15 protein-coding genes are annotated in these 13,643 nt (G+C 70.8%); 10 read left to right on the top strand and 5 right to left on the bottom strand.

What is annotated here, in order from left to right; genetic code table 11:
- Window positions 1-20 precede the first annotated feature (20 nt).
- Window positions 21-662: an SDR family oxidoreductase gene (locus tag ACESK8_RS04695; RefSeq protein ID WP_372967503.1), complete on the bottom strand. Its 642-nt coding sequence runs from the start codon at window positions 660-662 to the stop codon at window positions 21-23.
- 108 nt (window positions 663-770) lie between these two features.
- Window positions 771-2,210 carry a DUF6421 family protein gene (locus tag ACESK8_RS04690; RefSeq protein WP_372967502.1) on the bottom strand — a complete coding sequence of 480 codons (1,440 nt, stop codon included), beginning with the start codon at window positions 2,208-2,210 and terminating at the stop codon, window positions 771-773.
- Between the two features lie 72 nt (window positions 2,211-2,282).
- On the opposite strand from ACESK8_RS04690, the gene ACESK8_RS04685 reads away from it, so the two are divergent.
- Complete coding sequence (locus ACESK8_RS04685) at window positions 2,283-2,765, top strand: Lrp/AsnC family transcriptional regulator (protein WP_372967501.1); 483 nt, start codon at window positions 2,283-2,285, stop codon at window positions 2,763-2,765.
- Window positions 2,766-2,778: 13 nt separating this feature from the next.
- Here ACESK8_RS04685 and ACESK8_RS04680 read toward each other — a convergent pair whose 3' ends face one another.
- Window positions 2,779-3,810 carry a DUF5937 family protein gene (locus tag ACESK8_RS04680; RefSeq protein ID WP_372967500.1) on the bottom strand — a complete coding sequence of 344 codons (1,032 nt, stop codon included), beginning with the start codon at window positions 3,808-3,810 and terminating at the stop codon, window positions 2,779-2,781.
- A 57-nt stretch (window positions 3,811-3,867) separates the two neighbouring features.
- Here ACESK8_RS04680 and ACESK8_RS04675 point away from each other — a divergent pair, with 57 nt between their 5' ends.
- The 4 genes from ACESK8_RS04675 to ACESK8_RS04660 all read left to right on the top strand — a co-directional run bounded on the left by ACESK8_RS04675 (window position 3,868) and on the right by ACESK8_RS04660 (window position 6,295).
- A complete protein-coding gene (locus ACESK8_RS04675; protein ID WP_372967499.1) occupies window positions 3,868-4,230 on the top strand; it encodes a cupin domain-containing protein in 363 nt (120 codons plus the stop codon).
- A 42-nt stretch (window positions 4,231-4,272) separates the two neighbouring features.
- Window positions 4,273-4,563 (top strand): DUF4287 domain-containing protein, encoded by a 291-nt coding sequence (locus ACESK8_RS04670; RefSeq protein ID WP_372967498.1) that lies wholly within the window; start codon window positions 4,273-4,275, stop codon window positions 4,561-4,563.
- 62 nt (window positions 4,564-4,625) lie between these two features.
- Window positions 4,626-5,270, top strand: a complete 645-nt coding sequence (locus ACESK8_RS04665) for a dihydrofolate reductase family protein (protein WP_372967497.1) — start codon at window positions 4,626-4,628, stop codon at window positions 5,268-5,270.
- Between the two features lie 47 nt (window positions 5,271-5,317).
- Window positions 5,318-6,295 (top strand): 1,4-dihydroxy-2-naphthoate polyprenyltransferase, encoded by a 978-nt coding sequence (locus ACESK8_RS04660; RefSeq protein ID WP_372967496.1) that lies wholly within the window; start codon window positions 5,318-5,320, stop codon window positions 6,293-6,295.
- A gap of 63 nt (window positions 6,296-6,358) precedes the next feature.
- Here ACESK8_RS04660 and ACESK8_RS04655 read toward each other — a convergent pair whose 3' ends face one another.
- The gene (locus tag ACESK8_RS04655) at window positions 6,359-6,643 is read right to left on the bottom strand and encodes a DUF4229 domain-containing protein (RefSeq protein ID WP_372967495.1); all 285 of its coding nucleotides are present in this window, start codon (window positions 6,641-6,643) and stop codon (window positions 6,359-6,361) included.
- 37 nt (window positions 6,644-6,680) lie between these two features.
- Window positions 6,681-7,574, bottom strand: coding sequence for a hypothetical protein (locus ACESK8_RS04650; protein ID WP_372967494.1), 894 nt, complete (start codon window positions 7,572-7,574; stop codon window positions 6,681-6,683).
- Window positions 7,575-7,728: 154 nt separating this feature from the next.
- Between ACESK8_RS04650 and ACESK8_RS04645 the strand changes: the two genes are divergently transcribed.
- The 5 genes from ACESK8_RS04645 (at window position 7,729) to ACESK8_RS04625 (ending at window position 13,606) form a co-directional block, all read left to right on the top strand.
- Window positions 7,729-8,709, top strand: a complete 981-nt coding sequence (locus tag ACESK8_RS04645) for a glycosyltransferase family 2 protein (RefSeq protein WP_372967493.1) — start codon at window positions 7,729-7,731, stop codon at window positions 8,707-8,709.
- Window positions 8,706-10,061 (top strand): polysialyltransferase family glycosyltransferase, encoded by a 1,356-nt coding sequence (locus ACESK8_RS04640; protein ID WP_372967492.1) that lies wholly within the window; start codon window positions 8,706-8,708, stop codon window positions 10,059-10,061. Before ACESK8_RS04645 ends, ACESK8_RS04640 begins: the two co-directional genes overlap by 4 nt.
- A 5-nt stretch (window positions 10,062-10,066) precedes the next feature.
- Window positions 10,067-11,260, top strand: a complete 1,194-nt coding sequence (locus tag ACESK8_RS04635) for a cytidylyltransferase domain-containing protein (protein WP_372967491.1) — start codon at window positions 10,067-10,069, stop codon at window positions 11,258-11,260.
- An 85-nt stretch (window positions 11,261-11,345) separates the two neighbouring features.
- Window positions 11,346-12,218 (top strand): N-acetylneuraminate synthase family protein, encoded by an 873-nt coding sequence (locus tag ACESK8_RS04630; RefSeq protein WP_060928668.1) that lies wholly within the window; start codon window positions 11,346-11,348, stop codon window positions 12,216-12,218.
- Complete coding sequence (locus ACESK8_RS04625) at window positions 12,215-13,606, top strand: DUF6716 putative glycosyltransferase (protein ID WP_372967490.1); 1,392 nt, start codon at window positions 12,215-12,217, stop codon at window positions 13,604-13,606. Before ACESK8_RS04630 ends, ACESK8_RS04625 begins: the two co-directional genes overlap by 4 nt.
- Window positions 13,607-13,643 lie beyond the last annotated feature (37 nt).

Genomic DNA, 13,643 nt, shown 5'->3' with positions numbered 1-13,643 from the left:
CGGAAATCGCAACCCGACGATCAGTCGAGCGTGATGACCTGGTCGTTGAGGGCTGCGGCGTCGACGTCCCAGAGAGCGAGCACCTGCGGGACGAGCGAGTCCGGATCCAGCGCCTTCGCGCGGAAGACGACCGAGGCCGCACGCAGCGGTTCCCCGGCATCCCGCGCCGCCTTCGCGAAGCCCTGCGCGACGGCCCTCGTCCAGGCCTCGCTCGCCGCCTTGACCGCGGCATAGGTCGCGCCGCCCGCCAGGGGACGGCCGACCGCTGTCGAGGAGACGATCGCGAAGCGGCCGGACTCCGAGGCGCGCAGCGCGGTGTCGAACGCACGACTGGTGGCGCGCACGGCGTCGAAGGCCGGCAGGAGGGCGTGGAAGTCCTCATCCGTCTGCCCGGCCAGACCACCGCCACCGCGCCAACCGCCGATGAGCGGGAGCACCGCATCGACCGCTCCGAGACGCGCGGACAGCTCCGTCATCGCCGCGAGCGACGTGGCGTCGGCGACTTCGACCCGCGCGCCGATCGAGCGCAGCGGCTCGAGGCGCTCCGCCGATCGCCCGGTCGCGACCACGCGCGCCCCGGCCTCGACCAGCGCGCGGGTGAGGGCCAGACCCGAGGCGCTGGTGGCCCCGGCGAGAAGGACGGTCCGGTCGGTGACGCTCATGTGCTCAACTCTCGTGTAGATACAGTTCTGCGGCCACCCCGGGGGATGGCCGCAGACGCTGCGTCCGACCGATGCAGACGGCCGAACCCCAGAAATGCGCGATTCGAGTCAGTCGTCGGTGCCCCGGATGCCGACGGTCGACTCGATGACCGGCTTCATCTTCTTGTCGAGGGCTTCGAAGAACATGGACAGGGGGAACTCGTCATCCAGCACCGCGTCGGTGAACCCCTTGGGGGCGCCGGCGAGGATGTCGTCCGGCAGACCGCGTGCCCAGCGCGAGGCGGGGTTCGGGGTGAGGACGGAGCGGACGAGGTCGTACGCGGCCAGCCAGTGCGCCGTCTTCGGGCGGTCGATCGAGCGCCAGTACAGTTCGTCGATCGCATCGCCGAGGGCGACGACCGCGTCGGGCACGGCCGTCCAGTCGAATGCGAGCGCAGTGTCGGTCCAGTGCAGCACGCCCCGCTGGTGGAGCCACGCGAACAGCAGCTGACCGCCGAGCCCGTCGTAGTTGCGCACCCGGGAGCCGGTGATGGCGAACCGGAAGATGCGGTCGAAGATCACCGCGTACTGCACGAGCCCCGCGTGGTCGAGCATCTCCTGCTCCGACGAGGTCAGCTCCTCACCCGCAGCGCGGCGGGCGTCGAGCGAGCGCTCGATCTTCACCGACTCGCGGAACGCGGTCAGATCGCACCGCAGCTCCTCGAGCGAGTAGAGGAAGAACGGCATGCGCTGCTTGATCATGAACGGGTCGAACGGCAGGTCGCCTCGCATGTGCGTGCGGTCGTGGATGATGTCCCACATCACGAAGGCACGCTCGGTGAGCGCCTGGTCGTCGAGCATCGCCGCCGCCCGCTCGGGCAGGTCGAGCTTGGTGATCTCGGATGCTGCCCGCGTGACGCGGCGGTACCGCGCGGCCTCGCGGTCCTGGAAGATCGCGCCCCATGTGAAGCTCGGGATCTCGCGCATCGCGACCGTCTCGGGGAACAGCACGGCCGAGTTCGTGTCGTATCCGGGGGTGAAGTCCACCAGCCGCAGCGAGACGAACAGCTTGTTGCCGTAGTCGCCCGCCTCGAGTGCGGCGATGAACTCCGGCCAGATGGTCTCGACGATCAGCGCCTCGACGAGGCGGTCGCTGGAGCCGTTCTGCGTGTACATCGGGAACACGACCAGGTGACGGATGCCGTCGACGCGGTGCTGCTGCGGCTGGAAGGCCACGAGCGAGTCGAGGAAGTCGGGCACGCCGAAGCCCTCGGCGACCCAGCGGTCGAAGTCCACGATCGACGCGGCGAGGTACTCGGCGTCGTGCGGGAAGGCGGGGGCGAGTGCCCGGATGCCCGCGGTGATCGCCGCGACCAGATCACGAGCGGCGGCGTGGTGCGCGGTATCCGGGATCGAGCCGTCCTTGATCTGCAGCTCGCGGATCGCGATGGCGGCATCCTTGAGCTGGGCCCAGGCGGCGCTCTGCTCGGCGACAGAGGCGTCCTCGACGACCTCGGGTTCGCCGACGATGGCCTGTGCAGCGGAGCTGTTGGCGGAAATGATGGACATCGGGACCTCCGATCGGAGACTTCTGACGGAAAGATTCCTGTGAAAACGGAATCCACACGATATTATTACACCATGGATGACTCTGTCGACCGCATGATCCTGTCCGAGATCTCCCGAGACGGCCGCGCGACGCTCTCGCAGCTGTCCGAGACGGTCGGCCTGTCGGTGTCTGCGGTCCAGTCGCGCCTGCGGCGACTGGAGACGCGCGGGGTGATCGCCGGGTACCGCGCGATCCTGGATCCGGAACTGGTCGGAGCTCCGCTCTCGGCCTTCATCGAGATCACGCCGCTGGATCCCGCTCAGCCCGACAACGCTCCTGAGCTCCTCGAGCACCTGACCGCCATCGAGGCCTGTCACTCGATCGCCGGCGACGCGAGCTACATGCTGTTCGTGCGGGTCGCCTCCCCGCGCGCGCTGGAGGAGCTGGTGCGCGACATCAGAGGTGCGGCGAACGTGAGCACCCGCACGACGGTCGTGCTGCAGACCTACTACGAGCACCGCCCCATCGTCACGGTCACGCCGGACGACCCCGAGGGCTCGGAGGCGTCCGACTAGCGATCCGCGGACGTCACAGCACCGCCCCGACCATCGCCTCGCCGAGCGGGGTGCGCAGGTGCAGCATCCGGGCGCCGGCGCGCTCGCTCGAGACGAGACCCGCGTCGCGCAGCACCGCGAGGTGATGGGAGGCGGTCGATGCCGCGATCCCCGTGTCCCGGGCGACCTGGGAGGTGGTCCGGGCAGACCCTGCGGCGAGCAGGATCGTCGCGCGGGCGGGACCGAGGAGCGCTCCGAGTGCGTCGGCCACGTCCTGCGCATCGCGCGCCCAGCCGGCGGTCACGCCGCGTGCGGGGTAGAACAGAGTCGGCTGGGCCGGGGGCTCGGTGAGCACCATGCATCCCCACGACGACATCACCGACGGCACCAGCACGAGACCGCCCCCGCGGCAGTCGACCCTTTCACTGTGGCGGCGAAGGGATACACGCACCGCGCCGTCGCCCCAGCTCACCTTCGGGTGCAGCCCTGCGGACATCCCGGCGATCCCTGCGGTCGCGATGGTGCGGGAGCGCACCGAGATGTCGGCGCGCAGCAGTCTTTCCAGCTGGGGCCACACCGGGGCGAGCACGGCATCCCACACCTCGGACCACGCGTCGGCGATCATCTCGCGTGCCCGTTCCGGGCGCTCCTGCATCTCACGCAGGATCCGCTGGCGAGCACCGGACGAGCGGAGCACCATCTTGCCGAAGTCGACGCGCATGGGGTCGAGGTCGCTGTGGCGCAGCGCCTCGAGCTCGGCCTCGGGCGTCATGTCCCACCTCGGCGTCGCGGTGAGGAAATCGGGGAGGTAGCCGTCGTCCCCGATCACGGTGGCCAGCAGTCCGAAACTCTCCCTGGGGAGTCTGTCACGCACCGCCCGCAGCCATCCCCACTGCAGCGGGTGCTGCGCCGGCCGCAGCAGCACTCGCACGGCGTGCGCGAGCTCGTGCCCGGGGGAGACCCCGAACCGCACGGCCTGGATGTCTCCCGGGCTGAGATGGAACTCGACCCGGTGGTCCGGGTGCTCCATCCCTTCGATCGGCCCGCCGACGTCCGAGTGCGTCATGTTTCGATCCACATCGAAACTCTAGGAGGACCGGATGTCGCTGTCGAGACTGGGCTCATGAACAGCAGAGCAGCAGGCACGAGCATCGTCTCAGGCTCCGACCTCCGAATCGGGAGCGGCCGCAGTCGTCGGTTCGAGGGCGCCGCGCACGAGGCGGACATCTCCTATTTCTTCGTCGAGAATCAGCCGGGCGAAGGTCCGGGACTGCACTGGCATCCGTACTCCGAGACCTGGGTCGTGCTGGAGGGCACGGCGCGCATCACCGTCGGCGGGGAGACGTTCACCGCCCACGCGGGGGACACCGCGACCGGCCCGGCGTACATCCCGCACTGCTTCGTCAACGCGGGGACAGGGATGCTCCGCCTCATGGGTATCCATGCATCTGCGACGATCATCCAGACGTTCCTCTCCGAAGACTGACCCACCGACTCATCACACCGACGCACACATTCAGGAGCACCCATGTCCTTCCAGGCATACCTCGACAAGGTCGAGACCCAGACCGGCCTCACCCCTCGGCAGTTCATCGAACTCGCGACGGCGCAGGGGTTCGATCAGACCACGAAGTCCACGGTCGTCCTCAACTGGCTGAAGGAGGAGTACGCACTCGGGCACGGCCACGCGCAGGCGATGGTGCACGTCATCCTCAAGGGGCCGAAGATCAGCGACAAGCACGTCGGCAAGCCCGGCGCGCACGGCGACAAGTCCGACACGCTGTGGCTGGACGGCAAGGACACCAACCCGAACGCCTGACCGCCCCACCCGCTTCCGCATCCACGCCGCATCCGCTTCCGCTTCCGAGCAAGGAGAACCACATGGCAGTCCGCGTCGATCTCAACGTGTCCCTCGACGGATTCGCGACCACCACCGACCAGACCGCGGAGAACCCGTTCGGGGAGGACTGGTCGCGCCTGGTCGCCGCGTACACCGCCACGCGCACCTTCCGAAGCCGGGTGCTCGGCGACGACTCTGGAGCCGGCACGACCGGTCTCGACGACCGGTACGCCCAGGAGTACTTCGAGAACATCGGCGCCGAGATCATGGGGGCGGGCATGTTCGGTCTGCACCAGCACCCCGACGACGCGGAGTGGCGCGGCTGGTGGGGCGACGAGCCGCCGTTCGAGGTCCCGGTGTTCGTCCTCACCCACTCGCCCCGCGACTCGATCGAGTTCGCGAACGGCACGGTGTTCCACTTCCTGTCCGCGACGCCGGAAGAGGTGCTGGAGCGGGCGCTGGCTGCTGCGGGTGAGGCGGATGTGCGCATCGGCGGCGGCGTCGAGACGGTGCGGCAGTTCCTGCACGCCGGCCTGGTCGACCGGCTGCACCTCGCGGTGAATCCGCTCGTGATCGGCAGCGGCGAGAGGATCTGGGACGACCTGCGCGGAATCGAGAAGGACTACGGATTCCATGCGGAGGTCGCTGAGAGCGGCGTCACGCACGTGACCTTCCGCCGCGACTGAACGCATCGTTCGACGGGGCCCATCGGCGCTCCCAGTAGGATTCCTGCGTGGCAGCATCCTCGAAGCGCAAGAAGAACCAGCCCCGCGTGAGCGGCAACCCCGCCAAGCGGGCGAGCGGCAATCCGGCCAGACGTCCCGTCATCGAGGCGGGACCGGTGACCGTCGGAGACTGGATCGGCGCCGCACGGCTGCGCACCCTGCCGCTCGCCGTCGCCCCCGTGGTGATCGGCACCGGCGCCGCGCGCAGCACGGGGCCCGAGTTCCACTGGGTCATCGCCCTCGCCTGCCTCGCCGTCGCCGTGCTGCTGCAGATCGGCGTCAACTTCGCGAACGACTACAGCGACGGCATCCGCGGCACGGATGCCGTACGCGTCGGCCCCGCCCGTCTCACCGCCTCGGGCAGGGTGAAGCCGCGCACCGTGCTCGTCACCGCGCTGGTGTTCTTCGCGCTCGCCGCAGCGGTCGGCGTCGCCATCGTCGTGCGCACGGAGCAGTGGTGGATGCTGGCGATCGGCGCCGCGTGCATCATCGCCGCCTGGTTCTACACCGGCGGCAAGCGTCCGTACGGCTATTTCGGCCTCGGCGAGGTCTTCGTCTTCGTGTTCTTCGGGCTCGTGGCGACCCTCGGCACCACTTGGGTGCAGGCGTTCGCGCTGCCGCAGCAGGCCTGGCTCGGAGCGATCGCGGCGGGCCTGTTCGCCTGCGCCGTGCTGCTCGCCAACAACCTGCGCGACATCGATCAGGATCGAGTGGTGGGCAAGCGCACCCTGACCGTGCTGATCGGTCGCCGTGCGACCCAGGTGCTCTTCACCCTGTTCGTGCTGGTGCCCTTCGGGATCCTGGCCTTCATCGCGCTGCTCTATCCGATCGCGTGGATCGGCCTGCTTGCGCTGCTCGCCGGCCTTCCCGCCGTGCTGATCGTCTGGACGTACCGCCAGGCGAAGGAGCTGGTCGTCGCTCTGGCGCTGACGTCGCTGACCGCCCTGCTGTACGCCGGCGCGCTGTTCTGGGCGTTCGTCGGCTGACCCGAGCACTCACTTCCCGGGGCCCCGCTGGTGAGGGCCGAGGTCAAGACCTGAGGTCGGTGCTCAGCGCCTGTCGGCGTCGTCGATCGCCTCGTCCTCGGCATCCGCATCGTCCTGTCCGGCCGAGCTGCGGCCCTCGCGGCGCTCGACCAACCGCGCCGACGCGCCGGTCAGGGGCTCGCGCAGGAACAGCATCGAGATGCTGACGCCGATGAGGGCGGCGAAGATCGCGGCGAGCCACCAGAACTCCCGGAAGATCGGGAAGAAGAACCACATGATGGCCAGCGGCACGAGGAATGCCAGCAGGCGCAGCACGGTGTAGACGAGGAAAGGCGCGCGGTTCTTCACTCCCACAGTCTACGTTCGCGAGCTGAGGGGTCTGCTGTCAGCCCTCGACGCCGAGGCTCGAGAACGGGATGCCGCGCACGACGCGTTTCCAAGGATGCTCCCCGAGGGACCACAGCAGCTTCGCGTCGAGGTCGAGGGCGAGGTCCTCGCAGCCGACCGGCAACGGGACCCGGTCGCGCACGAGGGCGTCACGTGCTCCGGTCCAGAGCACGCCAGGGCGCATGCGGTCGGACTGCGAGACGAAGTGACGCGCGCCCCACCGCACCGCGCCCTGCATCTGCGCGATGCCGGGCGTGAAGCGGGCCTCTTCGCTGAAGTCCTCGTCGTCGGAGGTCGGCACCGTGAACTCGGCGACCCGTCCCTTCTCATCGCGGGTGTACTCCCCGATGAGCACGCGACGCAGCGGCGTGCCGTCGTCGTCGAACACGCGCCCGAGGTACGAGCAGCGGATGTCGATCGGATGCACGCGACGCCGCACGGCCACGAGAGCCGTGGCGCGCAGACCGCGCCCGCGTGCGCCGGCCAGACGCCGTGCCTCCGCGCCCCGCACCCGTCGGATGCCACCGAGGTCGAACTCCCAGATGCCGCGTCCGGTGGCGGCGACGAACAGGCGGTCGTCGAACCAGGCGAGGCCGCCCGCGTGGATCTGCGCCGGCTGGAGCTCGCCGTCCTCCTCGACGGCGAGCAGCACGTCGAGGTGGCGTGACCTCTCGAGGTCGACGAAGGCGATGCGGGAGGCCAGATGGCGGCCGTCGAGCTGCTGACGGAACCAGCTCACGGCGAGGGTGCGCCGACCATGCCAGAGCCCGAGATCGATGCCCTGCGGATACCAGCGGCGCGTCCACGACCGCGCGCTGAGCCATCGCAGGTCCACGGTGCTGCGGCGCTTCTGCCGCACCGGGCGCCAGGTGGTTCCGAACGGCCAGAGCATGCTCCCATCGTCGCCGATCGGGAACGGCGGCGCGAATCAGCGGATGCCGTCGCTCGGTGGGCGGCATCGCCGGTCACCGAGCGTTCACCCGCCCTTCCCCGACCGGCAAGGAACCCCTGAGAGCATGCCGGGACCGTCGACCCCGGGGAGATCCGTGCGCACACCGCTCGTCACCGTCATCCTGCCCGCCAAGGACGCGGGGGCGTACATCGCGACGACGCTGGAGACGCTGACCAGGCAGTTCGACGATCCGACGGCGCTCAAGCTGGTGGCGGTCGACGACGGCTCGCGGGATGACACCGGGACCCTGATGCGCCGGTACGCCGAGCGCTTCCCGCACGCCGAGGTCATCGTCAATCCACGACCGCGCGGCCTCGCGACGGCGCGCAACCAAGGACTCGCACACGTCGAGGGCGACGCGTTCTGCTTCCTCGACGGCGACGACTGGATGCAGCCGCAGCGGCTCGCCGTCCTCGCTCGTCGCCTGCAGGAGCTCGACTGCGATTTCCTCCGTACCGACCACGTCACCGTCAGAGGCGGTGCGCGCGCGGTCGTGTCGGCGCCGTACCCCTGGCGCGGCGCCGTCGCCTCTCCGCGGTCGGCGATCCTGCCCGAGAACGAGCCGACCATGGTCGACTATCCGTTCGCGTGGGCGGGTCTGCTGCACCGACGGCTGATCGACGAGGGCATCGCCGACTTCACCCCCGGACTCTTCACCGCCGAGGATCGGCCCTGGATCTGGCGGCTGCACCTGCGAGCCCGCTCGTTCGCCGTGGTCGACGCCCCCGCCCTGCTCTATCGCAGAGGGGTGGCGACGTCGCTGACGCAGGTGCGCGACCGACGACAGCTGGACTTCGTGCGGGCGATGGGGGAGGTGCTCGACCTGGTCGAGGCGGATGTCGAGGCCGACCGGTTCCTGCCGAAGGCGGTGTGGACCGTGCTGGCGCTCAGCTCGCGGCACCTCGTGCGAGCCCGCCGGATGACGCCGGGCCTGCGCGCCGAGATGCGCTCGGGCATCCGCACGCTGCTCGGCCGGCTGCCCGCGGCGGAGGCGTCGGCCGTGCTGGCACGGCTCGACGGCCCCCGGCGGCGCGTGCTCGCTCCGCTCCTGCGCACGGTCGGGCACGCGGCATGACTCAGCTCTTCGCCCTGCACAGCGCCTACGGCCTCGCGACGGCGGCCGCCGCGCTCGACGGCGACCTCCTCGGCGCGCGCGGGGAGCGGATCCTCATGCCGTTCGTCTCGTCGACGGTGCCCGAGCTCTCGGTCGGCATCGCGCACGACCCGGCGCTCGCGAGCCTGCGGGCGCGGTTCGACCGCATCGAGGGCCTGGACGCGGTGCTCGGACCGCTGCACCCGAGCTCGTGGCAGCCCGAGGCCCCCGAGCTGCCGGTGCTGCGCCGGCTGCTGACCCGTGCCTGGGCGCTGGAGGACGACCTGGAGATCCTCGTCCAGAGTCCGCAGGTGGCACCGGCCCGCACTCTTCTGTCGCTCTTCCCGCACGCGCGCATCACGATCATCGGCGATGGGCTGATGACGTACTCGCCGATGCGCGTGATCCTGCCGCACACGGTGACCGCCCGGATCGGCAGGGTCGTGCATGCGGATGTCGTGCCGGGGGTGAGGCCGCTGGTGGCCGCGCCGACGGCGACACCGGTGCCGGTGCCACCCGCGCTGTTCGCGGCGGCGCTGGCCGAGACCGCCGCCGGCATCGACGACACCGCCGACCTCGAGAGCCGGATCCAGGGTGAGCCGAGCTCGCTCGCGCTCGGACAGTACCTGTCGGCCCTCGGTCTCGTGAGCGACCGCGACGAGGTCGCGCTGCAGCAGCGGATGATCGACAGGGCGGTCGGGTACGGAGCGCAGCACGTCGTGTTCAAGCCGCACCCGGGGGCCCCGCCCCGCCTCGCCGACGCGCTGCGTGCCCGCGCCGACGCGCACGGGGTCGCGTTCCACGAGTACCGGGGGGCGCTCGCCGCCGAGCTGCTGGCGGAGCGGATCGACGCGCAGGCCGTCATCGCGGGATTCTCCACGGCGCTCCCGACCGTGCACACGCTGTTCGGCAGGACGATCGACGCGGTCGGCGCCGACACCGTGCTCGCGCGACTCACCCCCTACGAGAACAGCAACCGGATACCCGCCACGATCGTCGACGCTCTGACCCGTCCCGATTCGCCGTTCGCCGATCCCGAGCGCATGCAGCTGCTGGTCGATGCCGTCGGCTACGCCATGCAGCCGGTGGTGGCCGCACACCTGCGTCCGCGGGCCGAGGAGCTGCTGGCCCGCATCAGCGCCTCCGACCGCGCCCGCTACTTCGCACCGGACCGCCTCGCCGAGCTGCGGCTCCCCGGGGCTCCGCGCGAGACCGTCGTGCGCCGCGCGCTGCGCCCGGTCGGCGGCATCGGCAGGATCGAGCAGCTGCGGCTCACGGCGGCGGGCGGCCGCCGCAGGATCGGGCGCGCATGGCGCGCCCTCAGAGGACGATGAGGATCATGGCGACGGAACAGCGGAGAGCGGATGCACGGCGGGTCGAGGACCACGGGATGACGGTGGCGATCATCCCGGCTCGCGGTGGGTCGAAGGGCGTACCGCGCAAGAACCTGCGCAGGGTCGGCGGCGTGCCTCTGATCGAACGGGCCGTGCGCACCGCGCTCGCCGCCGACGGCATCGACCTGGTGGTCGTCTCCACCGACGACGACGAGATCGCCGCGGTCGCCTCGGCGGCCGGTGCCCGCGTGGTGCGCCGCCCCGCCGCGCTCTCGGGCGACACCGCCTCGTCGGAGAGCGCGATCCTGCACGCGCTCGACGAGCTCGAGGCAGGTGGCGACCGCATCCGGATCGTCGCGTTCCTGCAGGCGACCTCGCCCTTCATCCCCGGGGACGTGCTGACGGATGCCGTGCAGCAGGTGCAGGACGGTCACGCGGACAGCGTCTTCGCGGCCCACGAGACCTACGGATTCCTGTGGGGGAGGGATGCCGCCGGCGCCGCCGTGGCACTCAACCACGACGCCGCCCACCGACCCCGTCGACAGGACAGGGACCCGCACTTCCTCGAGACGGGGGCGTTCTACGTGTTCCGCGCCGACGGCTTCCGGGCGGCTGAGCATCGCTTCTTCGGTCGCATCCGCATCGCCGAGGTGCCGGAGTGGACGGCGATCGAGATCGACGACGAGCAGCAGCTGAGGATCGCCCGCGCGCTCGCCGCCCTGCACGAGAGCGAGGAGCGCATCCCGGTGCGCGCGATCGTGACGGACTTCGACGGCGTCCACACCGACGACACCGCGAGCGTGGATGCCGACGGCGTCGAGCGCGTGCGGGTGAGCCGGGAGGACGGGATGGGCGTCTCGCTGCTGCGGCGAGCAGGCATCCCGATGCTCATCCTCTCCACCGAGGTGAACGCCGTCGTGCGGGCCAGGGCGGAGAAGCTCCGCGTGCCGGTGCTGCACGGCATCGACGACAAGGAGGCGGCGCTGCGCGCGTGGGCCACGGAGTCCGGCATCCCGCTCGCCGACATCGCCTACCTCGGCAACGACGTCAACGACCTGCCGGCGCTGCGCATCGTCGGCTGGCCGGTGGCGGTCGCGAATGCGCATCCGCTCGTGCAGGAGGCAGCCAGGGTCGTGCTGCGCCGCAGCGGCGGTCACGGTGCGGTGCGGGAGCTGATCGACCGGGTGTTGCCTGGGTGACCGACTCCGGTAACCCTCCTGTCGCGCGCCGTTCACCCCCGGCGCGTACTCAGGGGAGAAGGCCATTTCGACGACCGGAGGAATCATGACTGTCAGCATCGGATCACGTGTGATCGGAGGCGGTCATCCCGCCTATCTCATCGCGGAGATCGGCCTCAACCACAACGGCGACGTCGACATCGCCAAGCGCCTGATCGATGTCGCGGCCAAGGCCGGCGCTGACGCCGTGAAGTTCCAGAAGCGGACGCCGGAGATCTCGACGCCGGAGCACATGCGCGACGTCCCGCGCGAGACGCCCTGGGGCACCATGAGCTACCTCGACTACCGCCGCAGGGTCGAGTTCGGCCGCGACGAGTACATCGCGATCGGCGACCACGCCACGATGCTCGGTCTCGACTGGTTCGCGTCCCCGTGGGACGTGCCGAGCGTCGACTTCCTCGAGGACCTCGGCGTCGTCGCGCACAAGGTCGCCTCGGCCAGCCTGACCGACACCGAGCTGCTGCTCGCGCTGCGCGAGACGGGCAAGCCGATCATCCTCTCGACCGGAATGTCGACGATCGAGCAGATCGACCGGGCGCTCGCGACGCTCGGCACCGATCGCGTCGTCCTGATGCACGCCACCTCGACCTATCCGCTCGAGCCGGAAGAGGCCAACCTGCGCGCGATCGCCACGCTGCGCGACCGCTACCCCGGTGTCCCTGTCGGGTACTCCGGTCACGAGCGCGGTCTGCAGATCTCCCTCGCCGCCGTCGCGATCGGCGCAGTCGCGGTCGAGCGGCACATCACCCTCGACCGCACCATGTGGGGCTCGGATCACGCCGCATCGCTCGAGCCCACCGGCCTCGAGCACCTCGTCCGCGACATCCGCGTGATCGAGACCGCACTCGGCGACGGGGTGAAGCGCGTCTTCGACAGCGAGCGCGCGCCCATGGCGAAGCTGCGTCGCGTTCCGGCATGACCGGCTCGGGGGCGCTCATGGTGGTCGCGATCGCCGACGCCGACTCGTTCGTGAAGTGGTCGGCGTCGCTGCTCGGCAGCGTCCCCGGCATCCGTCGCCATCTGCTGCTGGTGCAGACGCCGCTGACGGCGAGCGTCGAGCAGCAGCGCACCGCGCTGTCCGGCACCGGGATGCTCGCCGAGGACGTCACCCGCGTGGCCTTCGCTCGAGCGGCCGGATGGCTCGAAGGGCAGCGTCCCGACGTGGTGCTGCTGGCCGGTCGCGGGCCGTTCGTGCGCCTGATGGGCCGGGTGATCGACGGCCTCACGCACCGTCCGGTCGTCGTCGCCGGGCTCCCGGGCATGGCCATTCCCGCTCAGCGCGGCGCGCTCGATTACCGCCGGCACGCCGACCTGCTCGTGGTGCACTCGCACCGGGAGCAGCGGGCGTTCACCGAACTGGGCGAGCGCATCGGCGTGCAGGTGCCGACCGCGCTCGCGACGCTGCCGTTCGCGCGGACCCGTTCCCGGATGCTCGTCGGAGACCGGATGCAGGTGCTCGCCGCCGACGCCGCCCGGCCGACGGCGACCCTCGTCGCCGAGCGACCGGAGCAGCCGAGGTCCGTGCGGATGCCGGCGACCGACCTCGTGTTCGCCGCCCAGGCGCTGGTGCCGGTCGCGCGGGCCGAGCGCGCCGAGATCGCGGCGACCCTGGTGCGCGCCGCCGAGGCCGACCCCCGCCGCCGCGTGGTGGTGAAGCTGCGCTCGCGTCCGGGAGAGACCGAGACCCACCTCGAACGCGACCCGTACCTCGACCTTCTCCCCGCGCGACGGCCCGACAACCTCGTCGTCTCGTACGGCTCGATGGCGCAGGCGCTGTCGACGGCGGCAGGGCTCGTGACCGTGAGCTCGACCGCGGCCGTCGAAGCCGTGGCATCCGGTGTGCCGGTGATCGCCCTCGACTCGTTCGGGGTGAGCAAGAGCCTGCTGAACACCGTGTTCGTCGGCAGCGGTCTGCTCGGCGGGCGCAGCGAGGTCGTGGCAGGGCGCTTCCGGCATCCGCATCCCGCCTGGCTGCGTGACAACTACTTCCACCCGTCCGCGGAGTCGACGTGGTGGCAGCATGTGGAGCAGCTCGTCGCCCTGCGCCGGGCAGGCGCACTGCCGCACCGACGGGTGCCGGAGGCCAGGGGCGGAGCGCTGCACGAGGCGTGGCACCGGGCCAGCGTGCTCGGCTCCGAAGATCAGACGCTGAGCGGGACTGCCGCGCTCGCCGTCGGCGTGCCGGCCACGCGCGCGCTCGGTGCGCTGCGTCGCGGCCGTCAGCCGGTGGATGGCGGCACCTGGGCGGATGCGAGCACCGACTTCACCCTCGAGCCGAACCCGTTCCACGACTCGATCCGGCGCTGATCACCCTCCGGTCCCGCGCCGCTCCCGCGCCGCTCCC

The organism is Microbacterium sp., assembly GCF_041641055.1.
Lineage (GTDB): Bacteria > Actinomycetota > Actinomycetes > Actinomycetales > Microbacteriaceae > Microbacterium.
Note: the sequence above shows the minus strand (reverse complement) of the source record. Positions and strands in the feature narration are given on the sequence as shown.

What these genes read in the sequence shown, in the direction of transcription:
- ACESK8_RS04695 (WP_372967503.1), bottom strand. Translation starts at nt 662, where the DNA reads ATGAGCGTCACCGACCGGACCGTCCTTCTCGCCGGGGCCACCAGCGCC.
- ACESK8_RS04690 (WP_372967502.1), bottom strand. Translation starts at nt 2,210, where the DNA reads ATGTCCATCATTTCCGCCAACAGCTCCGCTGCACAGGCCATCGTCGGC.
- ACESK8_RS04685 (WP_372967501.1), top strand. Translation starts at nt 2,283, where the DNA reads ATGGATGACTCTGTCGACCGCATGATCCTGTCCGAGATCTCCCGAGAC.
- ACESK8_RS04680 (WP_372967500.1), bottom strand. Translation starts at nt 3,810, where the DNA reads ATGACGCACTCGGACGTCGGCGGGCCGATCGAAGGGATGGAGCACCCG.
- ACESK8_RS04675 (WP_372967499.1), top strand. Translation starts at nt 3,868, where the DNA reads ATGAACAGCAGAGCAGCAGGCACGAGCATCGTCTCAGGCTCCGACCTC.
- ACESK8_RS04670 (WP_372967498.1), top strand. Translation starts at nt 4,273, where the DNA reads ATGTCCTTCCAGGCATACCTCGACAAGGTCGAGACCCAGACCGGCCTC.
- ACESK8_RS04665 (WP_372967497.1), top strand. Translation starts at nt 4,626, where the DNA reads ATGGCAGTCCGCGTCGATCTCAACGTGTCCCTCGACGGATTCGCGACC.
- ACESK8_RS04650 (WP_372967494.1), bottom strand. Translation starts at nt 7,574, where the DNA reads ATGCTCTGGCCGTTCGGAACCACCTGGCGCCCGGTGCGGCAGAAGCGC.
- ACESK8_RS04640 (WP_372967492.1), top strand. Translation starts at nt 8,706, where the DNA reads ATGACTCAGCTCTTCGCCCTGCACAGCGCCTACGGCCTCGCGACGGCG.
- ACESK8_RS04635 (WP_372967491.1), top strand. Translation starts at nt 10,067, where the DNA reads ATGGCGACGGAACAGCGGAGAGCGGATGCACGGCGGGTCGAGGACCAC.
- ACESK8_RS04630 (WP_060928668.1), top strand. Translation starts at nt 11,346, where the DNA reads ATGACTGTCAGCATCGGATCACGTGTGATCGGAGGCGGTCATCCCGCC.
- ACESK8_RS04625 (WP_372967490.1), top strand. Translation starts at nt 12,215, where the DNA reads ATGACCGGCTCGGGGGCGCTCATGGTGGTCGCGATCGCCGACGCCGAC.